At 70.4% G+C, this 18,532-nt stretch carries 19 protein-coding genes; 5 read left to right on the plus strand and 14 right to left on the minus strand.

Translation table 11 applies throughout. The features are described 5' to 3' along the window. Positions 1 to 147: 147 nt before the first annotated feature. From ACFQ4H_RS21465 to ACFQ4H_RS21510, 10 genes are all read right to left on the minus strand, one after another. Positions 148 to 1,029 carry an ABC transporter ATP-binding protein gene (locus ACFQ4H_RS21465; protein WP_377572987.1) on the minus strand — a complete coding sequence of 294 codons (882 nt, stop codon included), beginning with the start codon at positions 1,027 to 1,029 and terminating at the stop codon, positions 148 to 150. An 18-nt stretch (positions 1,030 to 1,047) separates the two neighbouring features. Then, positions 1,048 to 1,851 carry a hypothetical protein gene (locus ACFQ4H_RS21470; protein ID WP_377572989.1) on the minus strand — a complete coding sequence of 268 codons (804 nt, stop codon included), beginning with the start codon at positions 1,849 to 1,851 and terminating at the stop codon, positions 1,048 to 1,050. Continuing rightward, positions 1,848 to 2,528 (minus strand): hypothetical protein, encoded by a 681-nt coding sequence (locus tag ACFQ4H_RS21475; RefSeq protein ID WP_377572991.1) that lies wholly within the window; start codon positions 2,526 to 2,528, stop codon positions 1,848 to 1,850. The genes ACFQ4H_RS21470 and ACFQ4H_RS21475 overlap by 4 nt, the downstream gene beginning before the upstream one ends. Positions 2,529 to 2,599: 71 nt before the next feature. After that, positions 2,600 to 3,487 (minus strand): zf-HC2 domain-containing protein, encoded by an 888-nt coding sequence (locus ACFQ4H_RS21480; protein ID WP_377572993.1) that lies wholly within the window; start codon positions 3,485 to 3,487, stop codon positions 2,600 to 2,602. Continuing rightward, positions 3,484 to 4,095, minus strand: coding sequence for an RNA polymerase sigma factor (locus ACFQ4H_RS21485; protein WP_377572995.1), 612 nt, complete (start codon positions 4,093 to 4,095; stop codon positions 3,484 to 3,486). The genes ACFQ4H_RS21480 and ACFQ4H_RS21485 overlap by 4 nt, the downstream gene beginning before the upstream one ends. A gap of 153 nt (positions 4,096 to 4,248) precedes the next feature. Then, positions 4,249 to 5,103, minus strand: coding sequence for a hypothetical protein (locus ACFQ4H_RS21490; protein ID WP_377572996.1), 855 nt, complete (start codon positions 5,101 to 5,103; stop codon positions 4,249 to 4,251). Between the two features lie 372 nt (positions 5,104 to 5,475). Beyond that, positions 5,476 to 6,840 carry a metallophosphoesterase gene (locus tag ACFQ4H_RS21495; RefSeq protein ID WP_377572998.1) on the minus strand — a complete coding sequence of 455 codons (1,365 nt, stop codon included), beginning with the start codon at positions 6,838 to 6,840 and terminating at the stop codon, positions 5,476 to 5,478. Positions 6,841 to 6,864: 24 nt separating this feature from the next. Next, a complete protein-coding gene (locus ACFQ4H_RS21500; RefSeq protein WP_377573000.1) occupies positions 6,865 to 7,116 on the minus strand; it encodes a MoaD/ThiS family protein in 252 nt (83 codons plus the stop codon). Between the two features lie 2 nt (positions 7,117 to 7,118). Continuing rightward, positions 7,119 to 8,150 carry a GTP 3',8-cyclase MoaA gene (moaA, locus tag ACFQ4H_RS21505; protein WP_377573002.1) on the minus strand — a complete coding sequence of 344 codons (1,032 nt, stop codon included), beginning with the start codon at positions 8,148 to 8,150 and terminating at the stop codon, positions 7,119 to 7,121. Positions 8,151 to 8,167: 17 nt separating this feature from the next. Next, positions 8,168 to 9,091 carry a fructosamine kinase family protein gene (locus ACFQ4H_RS21510; protein WP_377573004.1) on the minus strand — a complete coding sequence of 308 codons (924 nt, stop codon included), beginning with the start codon at positions 9,089 to 9,091 and terminating at the stop codon, positions 8,168 to 8,170. A 177-nt stretch (positions 9,092 to 9,268) separates the two neighbouring features. On the opposite strand from ACFQ4H_RS21510, the gene ACFQ4H_RS21515 reads away from it, so the two are divergent. Then, complete coding sequence (locus ACFQ4H_RS21515; RefSeq protein ID WP_377573006.1) at positions 9,269 to 10,438, plus strand: DUF4192 domain-containing protein; 1,170 nt, start codon at positions 9,269 to 9,271, stop codon at positions 10,436 to 10,438. Positions 10,439 to 10,483: 45 nt separating this feature from the next. On the opposite strand, the gene fdhD is transcribed toward ACFQ4H_RS21515, so the two are convergent. Further along, positions 10,484 to 11,452: a formate dehydrogenase accessory sulfurtransferase FdhD gene (fdhD, locus tag ACFQ4H_RS21520; RefSeq protein ID WP_449289028.1), complete on the minus strand. Its 969-nt coding sequence runs from the start codon at positions 11,450 to 11,452 to the stop codon at positions 10,484 to 10,486. Positions 11,453 to 11,556: 104 nt separating this feature from the next. Between fdhD and mobA the strand changes: the two genes are divergently transcribed. From mobA to ACFQ4H_RS21535, 3 genes are all read left to right on the plus strand, one after another. Further along, positions 11,557 to 12,156, plus strand: a complete 600-nt coding sequence (gene mobA / locus ACFQ4H_RS21525) for a molybdenum cofactor guanylyltransferase (RefSeq protein ID WP_377573007.1) — start codon at positions 11,557 to 11,559, stop codon at positions 12,154 to 12,156. Next, positions 12,153 to 12,410, plus strand: a complete 258-nt coding sequence (locus ACFQ4H_RS21530) for a DUF6457 domain-containing protein (protein ID WP_377573009.1) — start codon at positions 12,153 to 12,155, stop codon at positions 12,408 to 12,410. Before mobA ends, ACFQ4H_RS21530 begins: the two co-directional genes overlap by 4 nt. 82 nt (positions 12,411 to 12,492) lie before the next feature. Then, complete coding sequence (locus tag ACFQ4H_RS21535) at positions 12,493 to 13,602, plus strand: T3SS (YopN, CesT) and YbjN peptide-binding chaperone 1 (RefSeq protein WP_377573010.1); 1,110 nt, start codon at positions 12,493 to 12,495, stop codon at positions 13,600 to 13,602. A 64-nt stretch (positions 13,603 to 13,666) separates the two neighbouring features. On the opposite strand, the gene ACFQ4H_RS21540 is transcribed toward ACFQ4H_RS21535, so the two are convergent. Both ACFQ4H_RS21540 and ACFQ4H_RS21545 read right to left on the minus strand, forming a co-directional pair. After that, entirely contained in the window at positions 13,667 to 15,583 is a 1,917-nt protein-coding gene (locus ACFQ4H_RS21540) for a beta-propeller domain-containing protein (RefSeq protein WP_377573012.1), read from the minus strand. A gap of 289 nt (positions 15,584 to 15,872) precedes the next feature. Continuing rightward, the gene (locus ACFQ4H_RS21545; protein ID WP_377573015.1) at positions 15,873 to 16,337 is read right to left on the minus strand and encodes an Lrp/AsnC family transcriptional regulator; all 465 of its coding nucleotides are present in this window, start codon (positions 16,335 to 16,337) and stop codon (positions 15,873 to 15,875) included. Positions 16,338 to 16,361: 24 nt separating this feature from the next. On the opposite strand from ACFQ4H_RS21545, the gene ddaH reads away from it, so the two are divergent. After that, positions 16,362 to 17,231, plus strand: a complete 870-nt coding sequence (gene ddaH, locus ACFQ4H_RS21550; protein ID WP_377573017.1) for a dimethylargininase — start codon at positions 16,362 to 16,364, stop codon at positions 17,229 to 17,231. Positions 17,232 to 17,309: 78 nt separating this feature from the next. Here ddaH and ACFQ4H_RS21555 read toward each other — a convergent pair whose 3' ends face one another. Beyond that, positions 17,310 to 18,515 (minus strand): ABC transporter substrate-binding protein, encoded by a 1,206-nt coding sequence (locus ACFQ4H_RS21555; RefSeq protein ID WP_377573020.1) that lies wholly within the window; start codon positions 18,513 to 18,515, stop codon positions 17,310 to 17,312. Positions 18,516 to 18,532: the final 17 nt, after the last annotated feature.

Below are 18,532 nucleotides of genomic sequence, written 5' to 3' on the forward strand. Positions count from 1 at the left end.
TGTGACTCGAGGCACCCGACGTTCCGCCTACAGCTTCAGGGCCGTCGACAGATTCTCCGCAGTGACCAGGTTTGATCACCGCGCAGTGCGGCCAGCTCCGCAGCGGATGATCAGCCGGGTACGCCTGGCACCATTCTCTGGGGCTCGTCAGGCGGACGGCGGAGCCGAGGTGTGGCGCTGCATCAGCGCGACGTATCCGTCCTCCAGCGACGGAGCGACGGGCGTCGCGTCGGGCGCGGGCGGTACCTCGCTCACCACCCGGTAGACGGTGCCGTCGGCCCGGCTGACCGCCGAGACCACCACGCCGACCGTGGGCGGCGCACCGGCGGTACGTACCTCCCAGGTCGCGCCCTCGCCGGTCCGTACCAGCTCGGCCACCGAGCCGGTGTAGACCACTCGGCCGGCGGCCAGCACCGCAGCGTCGTGGCAGGTCTGCGCCACGTCCTCGACGATGTGGGTGCTGAGCAGTACGGTGCGCCGCCCGGCGAGCCCCGCCAGCAGCGTGCGGAACCGTACCCGCTCCTCCGGGTCGAGCCCTGCGGTCGGCTCGTCCACCACCAGCAGCGCCGGGTCACCGAGCAACGCCTGCGCGATCCCGACCCGCCGCCGCATGCCACCCGAGAAACCCTTGATGCGTCGGCCGGCCACCTCCGTCAGCCCGACCATGTCCAGCAGCTCTCCCACCTGCCGGCGTCGCGCCGCCGTGTCGTCCAGTCCCTTCAACAGGGCCACGTAGTCGAGGAACTCCCGGGGCGACAGGTCCGGGTAGAGCCCGAGATCCTGCGGCAGGTACCCGAGGCGACGCTGGACGGCGAGCCGCCCGGCCCGGCTCGCCAGGTCATGGCCGCCGACCGACACCCGACCGGCACCCGGCGCAAGCACCCCGGCCAGGACGCGCATGAGGGTGGTCTTGCCGGCGCCGTTGCCACCGAGCAGGCCGAACATCCCGCCCGGCACCGTCAGGTCCACGCCCCGCAACGCGGCGACCCGACCGAACGACCGGCACAGTCCCGTGATCTGAATGTCCATCTGGATCGCCTCCGGTGATCAGGCCGCACGTCGGCGGGTCTGTAGCAGGCCGGCCACCGCGAGGGGGAGCAGGCCGACGACGACGAGCAGGACGATGCTGGCTGCGGCGGTCGCGCCGGTCGGTGCCGGCCGCAGGAACGACAGCGGGCCGGGTATGCCCGCATAGTTGACGGTGGTGCCCAGCAGCCAACTGGTCGGGTAGCTGGCGTTCGGGGTCAGCAGTGACCCGGTCAGCGTGGGCAGAGTCTCCGGTAGGAGCGTGTTGCCCCAGAACCAGTACCCGACGAACAACACCCGGAACAGTGGCGTGGTCAGGACCAGTGGGCAGGCCAGCGCGAATCCCGCCACGAACGCCAGCCCCGGGAGCAGCACCGTGGCGAACGCCACGACAGCCCACGGCACCATGGCGACGTCGCCTCGGCGTACCGCCTCGTAGCCGGCTGCGGCGAGCATGGCGAGGAGGGCGGGGGTGCCGGTCGCGGCGATGCTGCCCAGGTACTTGCCGCCCAGCTGACCGCCTACGCCGGTCGGCAGGCTCGTCAGCAGCTCGGTGGTACGCAACCGGCGGTCGCGGATCAGCCGGTCGGCCAGGACCATGCCGAACCCGATCGGCAGGAGGACGGCGAACAGGAACGCCCACCGGGCCATCACCTCCCGAGCGGACGCCCCCGGTGGGGCCGACGCGTACCGGGGACCCATCCCGGAACGGGCGACGGCCAGCAGTCCCGTTATCAGCACGATCGTGATCCAGAGTGACCGCTTGCGGATCTGCATCCGGAACTCGTACCAGGCGACCGGCAGCATCTTCGTCATCCCGGTCACACCTCCTCCTCAGTTAGCAGCCGTTCCGGCCGGCGCAGCAGTGCCACGGCACCGGCGGCCAGCGGCAGGGTTGCGGCGGCCAGCAGGAGCCGGTCGGTGACCCAGCCCGGATACGCGTCGAGCCGGGTGACCGGAAACAGGTAGAACGGTCGTAACCAGTCGTGCGTCGTGAACGCCGGGGCGAAGATCTGTTGGGCCAGCCAGAGACCGGCCGGCACGGTCGTGGCCAGCAGCAGGCTGCGGGTGAGCAGCCCGACGAAGATCGCCAGACCGGTCAGCCACAGCACCGGCGGTGCCCAGACCAGCGGGGACGTCAGGGGCGACGGTCCGGTCCAGAGGTCGGCCGACCAGAGCACGACCGAGAAGGCGACGGCGATGACGGCGGTGGCTCCGCCCAGCAGGACGAGCCGACGGCCCAGGACCGTGGCGTACCGGGTCGGTAGCGACAGGTGTAGTTCCCGCGCCCGCTCGGCCGCGACGACCGACGCCGCGACGAGTGCCACCGCCAGGGGCAGCAGCGCCTCCAGCCCGGTGAGCAGGACACCGGACACCTGTGTGCGTCCCGCGCCGTTACCACCGACCAGCAGCGCCCCGGCGACCGTGAGCAGGATCGCCAGTGCCGGTGCGGCAGGGGCCACCCAGCCGAGCCGGCTCGCCTCGTGCCTCCAGATCTCCACGCCAGCTGAGTAGGCACACCGTGTCATCCGGTTCACCCGGCGGCATGGTGATCCAGGTCACTCCCCGTCGTTCATGGTCCGAACCGTGCTGTCCCGGTCAGCGGCAGCCGGGGCGCGATGGCCAGTACGCCGACCACCAGGGCACCGGCCACGGCCAGCGAAGGCCACGTCGTCCGCCACACCGCCTCGACCACACCGGACAGGTCGGCGTCGAGCGAACCGGAGGCGGCCAGCACCCGTACCGCCCACAGCGACAGGGCGGCGGAGCCGCCAACCGCCGGGCGCCACGTGAGCGACAGGGCGAAGCTCACCGCAGAGAGCAGGACCATCGGGCCGAGCCAGGCGGCCAGCAGTTGGCCCGGCCCGCCGGCACCGGCCAGGCTCAGCGCCAGCGAGCCGACCACGGCGGCCCCGAAGACCGCCCCAAGGACCAGGGTCAGGCGGGCCAGCAGGATCGTTCGTACCGATGTCGGCGCGGCCTGAATCAGCTCACTCGGCGGATCATCGTTGCCGCAGGCCGCAGCGACCGCGAGTGCCGCGACCAGCGGGACGACCGTGGCGAGCACCGGTTCCGCCGGTACGCTCGCCCAACCCGCGACGGCCATCCCGGCGGCCAGCACCACGGCGGAGACGACCCACACCCGCCAACCCACCAGCCGCCACTGATGGGCGAGAAGATCCACGGCGCGGGCCATCGGCCGCGTGCCCGGGATCGCCCGGTACGGCGGCAGCACCCCCGGCCCCGGGGACGCCGGAGCAAGCCGGTCGCGTAGCGCCGCGAAGAGGCCGGTGGGTGCGGGTGCCACCCGGGTCCGGACGCCCTCGGCCACCCGCTGCCAGGCAGCCACGTCCCGCCGGCAGGCCCCGCACCGCGACAGGTGCGTGGCGACCGCTGCCGCTTCGGATTCCGGCAGCGTGCCGGCCGTGTACTCGGCCAGCCGGCCGGTCGGATGGCTCATCGGCGGCCTCCCCTCGTGGTAACCGGTCCGGGTGTCCCCGACACCCCGTCTGCCTCGCTCGGCAGGGCACGGGCCAGAATGGCGCGGGCGTGGTGGAGACGGCTCTTGACCGTGCCGACCGGTACGTCGAGCACGGCGGCGATCTCGTCGTGGGCCAGCCCGGCACCGAAGGCGAGGTCCAGCACCTCCCGGTGGATCGGGCTCAGTCCCGCCATCGCCGTGGCGATCGCCCGGGCGTCGGCCCGGGCGAGGGTGACGGCCTCCGGGCCGGGTTCACCGGTGGCCAGTTCAGCGGCGGTGTCGATCGGCACGTACGCCGGTCCGCGTGCTCTCAGCCGGTGCAGCGCCTGCCGGCGGCAGATTCCGAAGAGCCAGGTCCGTACGGTGGAGCGCGCCTGGAAGGAGTCGGCTGCCCGCCACACGGCCAGGAGCGTGTCCTGGAGCGCCTCCTCGGCGCTCTGCCGGTCGGCGAGGAGCCCTTCGGCGTACGCCAGCAGGGCCGGGCCGTGCCGGACGTACAGCCGTTCGAGCGCGGACTGGTCACCGGCGGCCACCTGGTGCAGTAGCCGCCGGTCGGCGTCCTGCTGCCCGGCGACCGTCGCATCCATCCCACCCTGGGTAGCCGCTGCCGCGGCAAAGGTTCACCCGGTGGGCCCGGATGTGTTCGGCATCACCTCGCCCGGTCGCGCCAGCCCGACCGGACCGTCTCGGGCCGACCCACCGGGGATGGTGGACCGGCCCGACCGGTTTGCGGCTGTGGCCTAGCCACAGATGGCGTAGACGGTGATGTCCCAGACTCCGCCGTAGCCATCCACATCCTCGTTCGCCCAGGCCCGGACGGTGAGGTTCGTCGACAGGTTCACCCCGGTGAGCACCGCTTGCCCGTTACCCGCACCGATGTTCACGCCAGCGCTGTAGAGCGCCTTGCCGGCCGGGCACGTCTTGTCCGTGTTCTGCTCGGAGTCGCTGGTGAACGGCTTCGATGCGGTGAGCAGTTCCAGGCCGGCGGGAGCGTTGGCGCATACGGCGATCGCGGTCACGCTCCAGCCGGTACGCGTCGAGCCCTGCACCGACACCGCGCGGACGGTCACCGACTTCAGGTCGAAGGAGGGTACGACCTCGTCCAACACGACATCGCCGAAGCCGCCGTTGATCCGACCGCCGACACCGATCACGCTCTTCGTTCCGCAACTCACCGTGGCCGAGACCGTTTCGACGGGCGCGGTGGCTGAGACCACCTGGTAGCCGGCGGGCTGGGTGATGCAGACCGCCTTGGTGGTGACAGCCCAGTCGTCCGAGACGTCGCCGAGTTCCCACATCGTCGCGACGAATCCACCGTCGCCGGCGAGTGGCTCCAGCCGGTCGAGGGCGACGCGCCCGTGCACATGGGTCGAGCCGGCCGGGTATCCGCCGCCACCGCTGGCCACCTTGCCGGACGGACACGGCGCGGTGATCTTCTTGCTGGTGCTGTTCCAACCCGAGCCGACCGAGACGATCTCCTGGCCGGGTGGGTTCGCCGAGGCCGGCGCGGCCAGGCCGACCCCAACCACCGTCACGGCGGCCACCGCTGCGACGAGTCCGCTGACCAGACCACGACATCTTGCCATCGTGTTCATTGCCGCTCCCTCTCTTCCTCCGGCGCAGGACGATCGGTTGCAGGGGACCGGGTGGGAACGCGAACCGAGCGGCGTACGCATCTGGTCGCCCTGCCCGCTGGAACCCCGTCGCCTGCGTCCTGCTGACTTGAGGTCAGCCTGAGCGGCGGCGCTTGGCAGCCACTATCCGAACGCTTGGCGGGAGAGGGTTTACCCCTTCAGCAGGGTCCCGGCAAGGTCGTGAGGGTGTCCGGCTTGATGCGTTGGCGTGGAGAGCTCGGTTTGCGGTGTCCCCAAGTCGACTCTGGTCGGAAGTAAGTAGCCGGGCAGCATCACCAGAGCCAGACTGACCGTCGCGACGAGCCGCCCGGTTGACCGCCGCTACGCCTCGGATCAGGTGGAACGTAGCTCGACCAGGACCACCTCGGGCGGTGCGCCGACCCGTACCGGTGGCCCCCAGAAACCGGCACCGTTGGTGACGTAGATCTGCGTGCCGTCGATGGTGGCGTGGCCGGCGACGACCGGCTGTTCCAGCTGGACGAGATAGTTGAACGGGACCATCTGGCCGCCGTGGGTGTGCCCGGACAGTTGCAGGTCGACGCCGTGCCTGGCCGCCTCGTGCACCTGGATCGGCTGGTGGGCGAGGAGTACGACCGGGCGGCTGGTGTCCCGGTCGCCGAGCGCGGCAGCGAAGTCGGGCCCGGTGGCGAACCCGAGACCCTCGCCGGCCGGGTCGTTGACACCGGCGAGGTCGAGCGCGCCGCCCCGGGCGAGGATCTCCTGCCGCTCGTTCTGCAACACACGCAGACCGAGCCGGTCGACCTCGACGACCCACTCCTCGACCCCGGAGTAGTACTCGTGGTTGCCGGTGACGAAGAAGCTGCCGTGCTTCGCCCGTAGGTCCCGCAGCGGAGCTGCCGCGTCGCCCAGCTCGGCGACCGTGCCGTCGACCAGGTCACCGACGACCGCCACGATGTCGGCGTCGAGCCGGTTGATCACCGAGACGATCCGCTCGGTGTGTGCCCGTCCGGCCAGTGGCCCGATGTGGATGTCGGAGACCGTGGCGATGCGTAGGCCGTCCATGCTGCGGGGCAGCTTGGCCAGTGGGATCTGTACCCGGCCGACCCGGGGCGGGGAGAGAACCGTGCGTACGCCGTAGCCGGTGACGCCGACGGCGGTGAGTCCGGCGAAGATGGCGGCTCCCCGGGCCAGCAGCAGCCGACGGCTCGGATCGTGATCGGTGGGCGGCTCGACGGGTGCCGCCGGTGGCGGTGGGACGTCGGGATCGGCATTGGCATCGGCACCGGCATCGGCACTGGCACCGGTATCGGCGGCACCGACCAGGGCCGGTTCGAGAGCCGGTTCGAGAGCTGCTTCACGGGCCGGCTGATGCGCCGGTTCCAGGGTCGGTTCGCGGGCCGGTTCGACGGCGGGCTCGGTCGTTGGCGTACCGGCCGACCGGCGGGTGGCTGCCCGCCGCATCACCAGCTTCGCGACGAGCATCGGCAGTTCCAGCACCAGCAGCAGTACGAGCAGGTAGAACATGACGGCGAGCCAGAGGAACCCGGGCCAGGCCAGCCAGTTCATGCCGGCCCGGGAGCCGACGAGGGTCGCCGGGATGAGCAGGGCGAGTACGAGCATGACCACCGTGCCGACCCGACGCCAGCGGCCCCGGCGGGTGGTGTCCCGGACCAGGCGCTTCCACAGATACAGGTGGATCAGGCCGGTGACCAGTGCCAGCGTCGCCACGAATCCCATGATCGCCAACCCGTCTGCCCTTTCTCAGCCGCCCGCGAACGGCGGTAGAACATCGACCGTGGCCCCCTGTGGCAGCGGTGCCTGCCGATCATGCCAGGCCGTTCCGTCGACCAGGAAACTGGCGACTGTCAACACGGCGAGAAGTTGGTTGCCGTGCCGGACCATGAGTTCCCTGGCGAGGCCGTCGAGGGTGAGACCGGCGGGGACGTTCTCCTCGTCGACCCCGGCAGCGGCCCGGGCGCCCGCGAAGTAGCGGACGGTCAGGTCACCGCCCACGGTCAGCCGCCGATTGCCGACATCGGGCGGGCCGGTTGCAGGAAGGACGGATCGTCGATTCCGTGTCCGGCCTTCTTGCCCCGCATCGCGATCTGCCAGCGTCGGGCCAACTCCGCATCGTCCGCCCCGGCCCGCAGCGCGTCGCGCAGGTTGGCCTCCTCCCGGGCGAAGAGGCAGGCCCGGATCTGGCCGTCGGCGGTGAGCCGGGTCCGGTTGCAGTCACCGCAGAAGGGCCGGGTGACGCTGCCGATGATGCCGACCCGGGCCGGCCGGCCCGTGCCTCCGGTGAAGCCGTCGACCAGCCAGGTCTCGGCCGGTGCGCCACCACGGTGGGCCGGATCCGGACACAGGGTGAACTCGGTCTGCAACGCGGCAAGGATCTCGTCGGCGGTGACCATCGACTTGCGGTCCCAGGCATGCTGGGCGTCGAGGGGCATCTGCTCGATGAACCGCAGCTCGTAGCCGTGGTCGAGGGCGAACCGGAGCAGTGCGGGTGCCTCGTCGGAGTTGATGCCCCGCATGAGGACCGTGTTGATCTTCACCGGGGTGAGTCCGACCTCCGCTGCCGCGGCCAGCCCGGCCAGTACGTCGGGCAGCCGCTTACGTCGGGTCAACTCCGCGAACCGTGCCGGGTCGAGCGTGTCCAGGGAGACGTTGACCCGGTCGAGCCCGGCCGCGCGCAGCGGGCCCGCCAGCCGGTCGAGCCCGATCCCGTTGGTGGTCAGCGACAGGGCGGGCCGGGGAGCGATTTCGGCCACGGCGGCGACGATGGCCGGCAGGTTCGGGCGCAGCAGTGGCTCGCCCCCGGTGAACCGGACCTTGGTGATCCCGAGACGCTGCACCGCCACCCGGACCAGCCGGATCAGTTCGTCGTCGGTGAGCACTTCCGGCTTGGGCAGCCAGGGCAGGCCCTCCGCCGGCATGCAGTACGTACAGCGCAGGTTGCATCGGTCGGTCAGGGACACCCGAAGGTCGGTTGCGACGCGACCGTACCCATCGGTGAGGGCTTCGACGGTCGGCTGCGGGGCGGTCACCGCTCGACGGTAGCGCGTTACGTGCGCATTGCGCTGGCAGCTGTGTTGTGTACCGCCTCTCGATAGCCGGCACCGAACAGCGCGGTGTGCACCAACATCAGGTGCAACTGGTGTACCGGCACCCGCTCCTGCCAGCCATCGCCCAGCGGCCAGACCTCCTGGTAGGCGGCCAGGACCCGAGCCAGGTGAGGCGCACCACCGAAGAGGGCCAGCTGGGCGAGGTCCGTTTCCCGATGCCCCCCGTGTGCGGCCGGATCGACCAGCCAGGCCCGGCCGTCGGCTGCCCACAGCACGTTGCCGGGCCACAGGTCACCGTGGATGCGGGCGGGGGGCTCGGCTCCGCCGTACTCCTCGATCCGGGAGATCACCTGCTCGACCAGGGCGACCTCCGCCGGGGAGAGCGCGCCGTTGTCGACGGAGAGCCGCAGGTACGGCGTGAGCCGGCGCTCGGCGAACCAGGTCGGCCAGGGTCCGACCGACGGCGTGTTGTCCTGGGGCAGCGGGCCGATGAAACCGGGCCAGTCGGCACCGAAGGCGGGTGCCCCGGCCCGGTGCAGTGCGGCCAGTTCCCGCCCGAAGCGGGTCGCTGCCGCTGGCGTCGCGGACCCCGGCTCGATCCAGTCGAGCGCCAGCAGCTCCGGCAGCGCCACGATCACCTCCGGTACGGGCACCGCGTCGGCCGCCCGTAGCCACCGCAGCCCGGCCGCCTCGGTGGTGAAGAACCCTTCCGGTACGACCGGACGACGTGCCCCGGAACCAGCCTGCGCACTGCTCCCTGCCGCCTCCGGCCAGGACTTGGTGAAGACGGAGTTGCCATCGTCGAGGGTGAGTCGGGAGGCGGTGCAGATGCTCCCGCCGGAGACCGGCGTCTCACGGATCCGCTGGTGGGTGAGAAAGGTGGGGAGATGCTGTGGGTGTGCCCGGAGATACGCCAGGTCCATCAGGGAAAGGTAACCGTCGTTGCCAGGGTCGCCGCCAGCAGGCCAACACTTTCATCTTTTTCCATGTCGTCGCTGATCAGCGCGACTACGAACCGTGACTGTGGATGACGTGGCGTGTCGTCCACAGGTCCCGGAACAGGTCTTCCGATCAAACGACTGGGCGACCACCCTCCTCGCATGACCTCGCCTGACCTGCCCCTGCTGTCCGTACGCTCACCCGCCGACCTGCTGGCCGCCGTGCCGTACCTGCTCGGCTTCCATCCGACCGACAGCGTCGTGGTGGTCGCCCTGCGCGGCAAGCGGGTCGTCTTCGTCGCGCGGGCCGACCTGGCCGGCACGGAATCCCGGCCGGAAGCGAACGGCCCGACGACCGTGGATCAGACGACCGTGGACCAGACGACCGTGGACCCGCCTCCCGGGGCCGACGAGATCGCCGCCTACATCGCGGAGATCGTGGCCCGGCAGCAGGTGGAGTCCACGGTGGCCATCGGGTACGGCCCGGCCGAACAGGTCACCCCGGCGGTCGATGCGACCCGGGCGGCGCTGGAACTGGCCGGCCTGCGGGTACTCGACGCACTCCGGGTCACCGACGGCCGTTACTGGTCCTACCTCTGCGTCGACCCGGGATGCTGCCCGATGGAGGGCAAGGCGTACGACCCGACCAGCAGCCAGGTCGCCGCCGAGGCCACCTTCGCCGGAAAGGTGGCGCTGCCTGACCGGGCCGCCCTGACCAGCCAGGTCGCTCCGCTGGGTGGTCCGGTCCGGGAGTCGATGCGGCGGGCCACCCGGCGTGCCGAGGAGCGCGCCGTCCGCCTGCTCGACTCGGCTCCTTCGGCGGATCTGCTCGGTGGACGGGCACTGCGCAGTGCCGGTGCGTCGGCGATCCGTACCGCCATGGACCGGCACCGCCAGGGCGGCCGGCTGACCGATGACGAGGTGGCCTGGCTCAGCGTTCTGCTCACCCACGTTCCCGTACGCGACCATGCCTGGGAACGGACCGACGGGTTCGAGTGGCAGCAGGCACTCTGGACCGAGGTGACCCGCCGCGTCGAGCCCGGCCTGGTGGCCGCCCCGGCCAGCCTGCTGGCATTCGCGGCCTGGCGAGCCGGCCATGGGGCACTGGCTGCCGTGGCGGTGGAACGGGCACTACGGGACCAGCCCGACTACTCCCTGGCGCTGCTTCTGGACGAAATGCTCCGCAACGGAGTACAACCGTCCACCCTGGACGGCTGGCCGAAGGTCGGAAGTGGCCGACGCCGGGGCCGTACGACCAGACGGCGGTCGCGCGGGGACACCCGTGGCCGCGCCCGTCGTCGTACCAACACCCGCCCCGGCGCGCTTGCCTGAGTGACAACCACTGCCGAGGCGGATCACGGGGTTGGCGAACCGTTGCTAGGTACGGACCCGGTTCGCGCCGGCGTAGACGTTCATGGTGCTGCCACGTAGGAACCCGACCAGGGTCATTCCCGCCTCGGTGGCCAGGTCGACGGCCAGCGTGCTCGGTGCGGAGACCGCCGCCAGCAGCGGCACCCCGGCCATCCACGCCTTCTGGGTCAGTTCGAAGCTGGCCCGGCCGGAGACCAGCAGCATGTGACCGTGCAGGGGCAGCCTTCGCTGTCGTACCGCCCAGCCGATCACCTTGTCCACGGCGTTGTGTCGGCCGACGTCCTCACGGAGCACCACCAGTTTCCCGGCAGCGGTGAACAGACCGGCGGCATGCAGCCCACCGGTACGGTCGAACCCGCGCTGTGCGCTACGCAGTCGGTCCGGCAGCGTGGCCAGGGTGCTGGCGGGTACGACCAGTTGGTCGGTGGTCAGGTCGTAACGGGACCGGGTGCGTACCGCGTCGATGCTGGCTTTTCCGCACACCCCGCAGGAACTGGTGGTGTAGAAATTGCGAGCCGGATCGACCTGTGGCGTCGGTACGTCGGCGGCCAGCACAACGTCCACCACGTTGTACGTGTTCGGGGTCTCTGCGCCGGCGCACAACTGGGCGGTGACCACGTCGTCTGCCGACCGGATCAGTCCTTCGGTCAGCAGGAAGCCGATCGCCAGGTCCAGGTCGTCGCCGGGGGTGCGCATCGTCACTGTCAGCGGCCGGCGCCGACCGGGACCAGCGACTCCGGTGCGGATCTCCAGCGGTTCCTCCGCCGCGAGGCTGTCCAGGCGACGTACCGAGGTCACGCGACGTACCGAGGCCATACGGCGTACCGAGGCCACCGAGCCTGATCCGGGGGTCGACCCGGTTGTCGGGTCCGCAGCTGATCCGGACTTTCCGGGCGGGTCGGCGTCCGGTGGGTCGGCGTCCGGCGGGGCGGTGTCGATCCGCAGCACCGTACGGCGGTCAGTGGCTCGTCCCATCTGCTCATCCTGCCTTGCCCAGCCCGAGAAGAGTCCTCGGAAACGGACCCCGATCCGGCCGAGGTGCGTGCCGGCGGCGGGTGCGGTCCGGCTACGGTGGCGGAATGGAGGGCCTTGCGGCAGTAGTGCTGGCCGGTGGTGCCGCGCGCCGGATGGGGGGCGCCGACAAACCGGCAGTACCGGTGGGCGGCCGGTCGATGCTGGGGCGGGTACTGGGCGCCGTCACCGGATGTGCGCCACGGATCGTGGTCGGCCCGGCCGATGACCTGCCACCGGATGTCCTGGTGACCCGGGAGCAGCCGCCGGGGGGCGGCCCGGTGGCCGCCACCGCAGCCGGTCTCGCGTTGGTCGAACCGCAGGTGCCCAGGGTCGCCCTGCTGGCAGCCGACCTGCCGTTGCTGACCGCCGAGGCGGTGGAGTTCCTCGCTGGGGAACTGGACCGGTCCACCGCCGATGGCGTCGTCTACCTGGATGACACCGGACGCCGCCAACCGCTCTGTGGGCTCTGGCGGACCTCGGCGCTGCGAGCCGCAGTGGACCGGCAGCGGGTCGAGCGTGGCGGCAGCCTGGCGGGGGCCGCCATGCGTGGGCTGCTGGCCGGCTTGACGGTGGCCGAGGTCTCGTGGCCCGGGTCGGGACCGCCACCCTGGTTCGACTGCGACACTGACGAGGACGTACGTCGAGCGGAGGAGTGGGCGCGATGAACGCCATGGAGCGCTGGGTGTCGGCGGTGTGCGCCGAATTGGATCTCGACCCGGCCGGGGGCGACGTGCCGGTTGTGCTGGATCTGACCCGTGATGTCGCCCACAACGTGCTGCGTCCCGGCGCGCCGGTCGCCGCCTACCTGCTCGGGATCGCGGTTGGCCGGGGCGCGGACCCGGCTGAGGCAGCAGCCCGACTCAGCGTACTGGCCAAGGGGTGGCTGACCGAACCTGCAGATGGTGACAGCGTTCGATAGATGAGTGTCCGATGGGAGTCCGCGGTGCCCTCATCAAGTTGCCACCTGGATAGGGTGTGTGCTTGAACGGACGGAGGCGATCATGATGGCGGACCACCCCCAGGCGACGGTGACCGGTGTGGCTGAAGGCCACTCGTCCGATCACCAGGAGTCGATTCTGCTTGACGATCCGACCACCACCGACCTGCAGGCGAAGGTGACCGAGGCGTGGCGGGAGTTCGCCCGGGCGCTGGCCGTCTGCGTCCGGGGACTGCCGGTCGGTGCTCGCGTCGATCTGACCCTCGACCCGACCGCGTCCGGCACCGACGACGCCATCTACTCGGTGAGCATCGAGGCTGCCGGCGACGGCCGGATCGGTGCCCGAGCGGTCGGCAATGCGGTTCTACCCCAGGGCTACCGACTGGGCCGGGCGGCGGTGGCCGACATGATCGCACTCGGTTGGTCGCCGCCCGGCGTGGTCGCAGGCTCCGGAGAGCACTTCGGGTTGACCACCGACGTCGACGGTGCCAGTCGGCTCGCCACCACCGTCTCCCGTACGTTGCGGGACGTCTACGGTGCTCCGCATCCGGCGTTCCTGGTCTACCTGGTGCACGACGAGGCCGACGAGCCGCTGCCGGTCGAGCCGCTCGGCACGGCCCGTCCCGAAGTGGCGGCCGACCAGAACCTCGACCTCGATCTCGACGACGCGCTGGAAGCTGCCCGGGCCGCCCAGAAGGGCGAGGAGGAGCTGATCGGACTCGACGAGCGGGTCCGTACGGTGGTGTCCACGATGTTGAAGTCGGACGCCGACCAGCTCCAGGTCGATTCCGACGGCGACATCAACATCCGGGCCGGGTCGGCCATGGTGTTCGTCCGGGTTCGCGACAATCCGCCCCTGGTCGACGTCTTTTCGCCGGTGCTGACCGAGGTGGAGCCGACCGAACAGCTCTACGTCAAGCTCTCCGAGCTGACCAACCGCATGCCGATCGGCCGGCTCTACTGCACCAACGACACGGTGTGGGCGTCGATCCCGGTGTTCGGTCGTAACTTCCAGGCCACCCACCTGATGCTGGCCGTCCAGGTGATGACCGGTCTCGCCGACGAGTTGGACGACCGACTGCACGGCGAGTTCGGCGGCAAGCGGTTCTTCGGTGAGGGTGACAAGCCGGCCCGTCGGGAGCAGGGCGAGCACCGTACCGGCATGTATCTCTGAGCTTGGGCGGGGTGGTGGGACCCGGAACCCGAGACCGGGCCCCACCACCCCATCAGGGGAGGAGTCACGACAGGGGGAGCCACCTGAGGGCGGCCATCGTGGTCAACTCGGTGGCCCGTAGGCCGGCGTCCGACAGGGTCCAGAGCACTCCGTCGACCACCAGCGAGCGGCGGATCGTGGGGACGCCCCGCGAGCTTTCCGCGACCGGGTGCTCGACCAGGCCGAGTTCGGTGAATCCACGGTCGGTGAGCCGTAGCGCCAACGCCCCGGCGGAGGGCAGTCGCCGACCCGCCCGATTCGCGTCGTACGTCGTGATCGGCACCACGACCAGGTTCGTGGCGGGCCAGTAGAGGAACGCATGCGGGTCGAACTCGGCCTCCGAGTGGCCCCGCCGTACGTGGTGCTGGGCCAACCGGTTCGGTCGGGCCGGATCGGAGACGTCGAAGAGCGAGAGTTGGGTGCCCCGGGTACGACCGCTCCGGTCCGCCTCCTGGCCGACACCGAGCAGTCGGTCGGGGCTGATCGGGTGCAGGTACGACGAGTAGCCAGTGATCTTCAGTTCGCCGGTCACCCTCGGCGCGGCCGGATTCCGTAGGTCCACTGTGTACAGCGGGTCGGTCTGCCGGAAGGTCACCACGTAACCGGTGCCGCCGACGAACCGTACGCCGTGGATCCGTTCCCCCCGGCCCAGCCCGGTAACCCGACCGGTCTCCACCAAACCGGTTCCGTCGGCCCGCAGGACGTACACCGCCGAACTCGACGTCGGCTTCTCCCCCCAGGTACGGCCACTGGTGGTGGCGACCCGCAGATGACCGTCCCATTCGGACATCGCGTACTGGTTGATCAACCAGCCGGGCACCGAGGCGGAGGCGACGTACCGGGGCCGGCCCGGCTTGGCGAGGTCGAACTGGTAGATCTCGGTCCGCTCGTCGTGCGGGTCGGCCTCGGTCGGCCTGCCGACCCTCGCCGGCAGTATCCGCCACCGTCGGTCGTTGGACAGGTAGAGGCGGGAACCGTTGCTGTAGACGGTCTCGCCGTCCGCGGCCACGGTGACCGGGTCACCGTCACCGAGGTCGGCCGCGTCGAGCCCGAAACTGAGTACGGTCAGCAGCGAGGTGCCGGAGTAGTAGGTCGTCGGTCGACTCAACCGGTCACAGCCGATCTGTCCGGTGCGGGTATCGCCATCGGCGGAGGCCACCCGGTATCGGGGCAGCCAGGCGGTCTCGGTTGCCCGGTCGATGATCGCCCGGTTGGCGGCTGTCCGCTGCTGGTCGGTTGCGCGAGGGTGGGCCGGGAAGGCCAGTCGGGGTGTGGAGCGGACCACGACCCGGGCGGTGGCACCGACCTGGCGGGCGTCGACAAGGCTGCCGTCGATCTGGTACTGGCCGACCGTCCTTGGCGGACCGGACAGATCAACCATGATCAGGGTTGGCCCGACGATCCCGGTGTCCGGCCGGGACCCGTCCGGGGAGACCGGTTTGTTCGTACCACTCGGGGATGCCGGCTTGCCGGCGCTGTCCGGGGCCGGACGTACCCGGTCGGCGGGTGCCGGCCGGAACGCGAAGTCCCGGCTGGTCGTTGCGATCAACACGAGTGCCCGGTCGCCGTGCAGCAGCAGGTTCGCCTCGGTCCACCTGACCTCATCGGCTCCGGGCATCAGATCGAGTTCACCCGTGAGTCGACCGGCGGCCGGGTCGACGACCCGTAGCCTGCCCCGGCTGACCGTGACGATCCGTCGGCCATCGGTCTTGACGATGTCGGGCTCGTCCGCGCCGACCTCATGGGTGTTGGTGCCCGAGTGGGTGGGTGCCTTCTCGATGGCGCTGCGGCCGGCGGCGGCATCGGGCGCGCCGGCGGAGTCCGGTCGTACGTCGAAGAGCCGGGGGTCGCCCTGGAAACCCCACGGCCCGACGTGCGACCTGGCGGCGGACCTGAGCCCGGCCAGCGCCTCGTCACACGAGGTGAACGCCACAAGCTTCATCCCGCCCGGTTGCCCGGTGGTTTCCGACCGCTCGACGGATCTGGTCCGGGAGGTCGTCGCTGGTTGAGCCGTACATCCGGAGACCAGTAGGAGCCCGGCGGCGAATGCCGCGCCAGTACGAACGAACGGGCTGCGCCGTGACCGGCCAGGGCCGTAGATTCCGTCACGGGTACGGCTGATGAATAGCCGCCGGTTGTCGGTCATGGGGGGTTCGACGGGTTCGGTTGTCCCCGGGTTCCCAGTGTGAGGTATTCATCCTGATGCTTCCCGAGGCGGCGCGTCCGCCGCGTCAGCCCGGTGTGGGGGCCGGTACGACGGTTGGCGACTCGACCAGCCGGGACAGCACGATCATGCTTCGGGTCGATGTGACGAACGGCTCGGCGCGTAGCCGTTCCAGCGCCTGTTCGAGGTGTCCGATGTCGGCGGCGCGTAGGTGCACCAGCGCATCCGCCTCGCCGGAGACGGTGTAGGAGCCGACCACCTCGGGGTGCCGCCGGGTGGCCACCGCGATCTGCGCGGGGGTGGTGCGGCCGGTGCAGAAGAGTTCGACGAATGCTTCGGTGTTCCAGCCCACGGCGGCCGGGTCGACGACAGCGGTGAATCCCCGGATGACGCCGGCGGATCGGAGTCGGTCGACGCGGCGTTTGACCGCGGGAGCGGACAGCGAGACCTTGGCTCCGATGTCGGCGTACGAAGCACGCGCATCAGCGACGAGTAACGCAATGATTCGCTGATCTACCTCGTCAATCTGCAACGTTCCGCCTCTCAGAAGCAATGCATGCGGCTGTCATCGAACATCCCACCGTACCTACTCTTGTTGTCCGTGAGCCAGCATAAGTTCCCACGAAAGCGGACATATCTCATGTGTTCGCCGAAGCATTTCGATGTGACGTACGCGATCAACCCGTGGATGAATCCCGGTGCCGAGGTCGACTCGGAGTTGGCCGTACGGCAGTGGGACGGCCTGCGCCAGACGCTGGTGGATCTCGGCCACACCGTTCATGTGTTGACTCCGGAGCCGGACCTGCCGGACATGGTCTACGCGGCCAACGGTGCCTTCGTCGTCGACGGCACCGCCTATGGTGCCCGCTTCAAACATCGACAGCGGGTTGCGGAGGCAGCGGCCCACCAGGCGTTCTACGAGTCCGAGGGGTGGCGGTTCGTCGCGCCGGGGGAAATCAACGAGGGTGAGGGCGACTTCGCCTACCTGCCCGAGGCGTACGGCGGACTGATCCTGGCCGGGTACGGCTTCCGTACCGAGCCGGCCGCGCACGCCGAGGCGCAGGAGGCACTGGGCCGTCCGGTCGTGTCCCTACGCCTGGTCGACCCCCACTTCTACCACCTGGACACGGCGCTGACGGTCCTCGACGACCGCACGGTCAGCTACTTCCCCGGGGCGTTCTCCCGGTCCGCGCAGCGGGTTCTCGCCCAACTCTTCCCCGACGCGGTGCTGGCCGACGAGACCGACGCGTTCGCCTTCGGGTTGAACCTGGTCAGCGATGGCAGGCATGTCGTGTTGAACAGTGAGGCGACCGGCATGGCGGCCAAGGTCGAGGCCGCCGGCTACATCCCGGTGCCGGTCGACCTCGCCGAGCTGCGCAAGGGCGGCGGCAGCGTCAAGTGCTGCGTGGCCGAACTCCGGCGCTGATCAGCCGGCCCAGGCCGAGCCGCTGGCCCAGGCCGAGTCCGCTACCCCGGGTGGAACCCGCTGGCCCAGGCGGACCCACTAGCCCAGGGTCGCCAACTCGTTGACCAGGACGTTGGAGAGCATCTGACCATCCCGGGCCACGTTACGCAGATACCACTTCTGCTGCGGTGTGCGCGGCTGGTTGAACTGCCACACCCCACGTGGGCTGTCGACCTGCCCCACCTTGCCGAGGGCCAGGTTGACCTGCTGCGGGCTCGGCTGCGGTCCGGCGATCCGGATCGCCCGGTCGAGCACCTGGGCCGCGTCGTAGGAGGCCACCGCGTACGTGGTTGGCGATCTGCCGTACGCCTTGCGGTATGCCGAGGCGAACCGGCGGTTGACCGCGTTGTTGAGGTCGGCCGAGTAGTTGAGGGCGGTCATGACGCCCTCGCTCTCGGCGGGCTTGAGTTCGTCGAGTACGGCACCCTCGGTGAGGAACCCGGGACCGTAGACCTGTTTGCGGTAGCCGGCCAGGTGCAACTGTCGGAGGAAGGCTACCGCTGCGGCCCCCGCGTACGGGCAGAAGACCGCGTCCGGCTTGAGGGCCTGGAGTTGGCTGATCGGTGCGGCGTACGCGCCCGGCCTGGGGCTGCTGCCGGCGTCGGTCCAGATCACCGGCTTCGTCAGGCGCGGGTCGTTGGTGCCGAAGCTCTCCCGGAACCCGGTCACCGCATCGTGCCCGGCCGGGTTCTCCGGTGCGATGATCGCAACCTTGCCACGGCGGGACAGTCGGCTGGCCACGTACGATCCGAGCGCCCGCCCCGGCTCGTCGTTGCGGTACGACGTACGCCAGATGTAGACGACGCTCTGTAGCGTCGTGGGTGAGGCGTTGGAGCCGATCAACGGTACCTGGGCCTGCTCCACCGCATCCCGGATGCCGAGCATGACCGACGAGTTGACCACTCCGGTGAGCGCCAGCACACCCTGTTTGAGCAGTCCATCGGCGGCGGCCTTGCCGGCGGCCGACGTCTCGCCCTCGTCGGCGGTCAGCAGGTTGACCGGGTGCCCGCCGAGCAGTTTGCCGTTGAGCTCCAGGAAGAGCTGGAAACCATTGGTGATCTCATCGCCGATCGGCTTGTCGCCGCCGGTCTGTGGGGCGATGAGCCCGATCCGGATCGGCTCGTCGCTGACCGGCTCGTCGGGCTGGACATCGGCGTCGACGTCGGAGCCGCAGCCGGTCGCCAGTCCGGTTGCGCCGAGCACGGTCAGGAGGGTGAGCGCCTGTCGACGGGTCATCTGCGACAAGGATCTTCCTCTCCGGG

It is taken from the genome of Micromonospora sonneratiae (genome assembly GCF_042679305.1).
GTDB classification, from domain to species: domain Bacteria; phylum Actinomycetota; class Actinomycetes; order Mycobacteriales; family Micromonosporaceae; genus Micromonospora_H; species Micromonospora_H sonneratiae.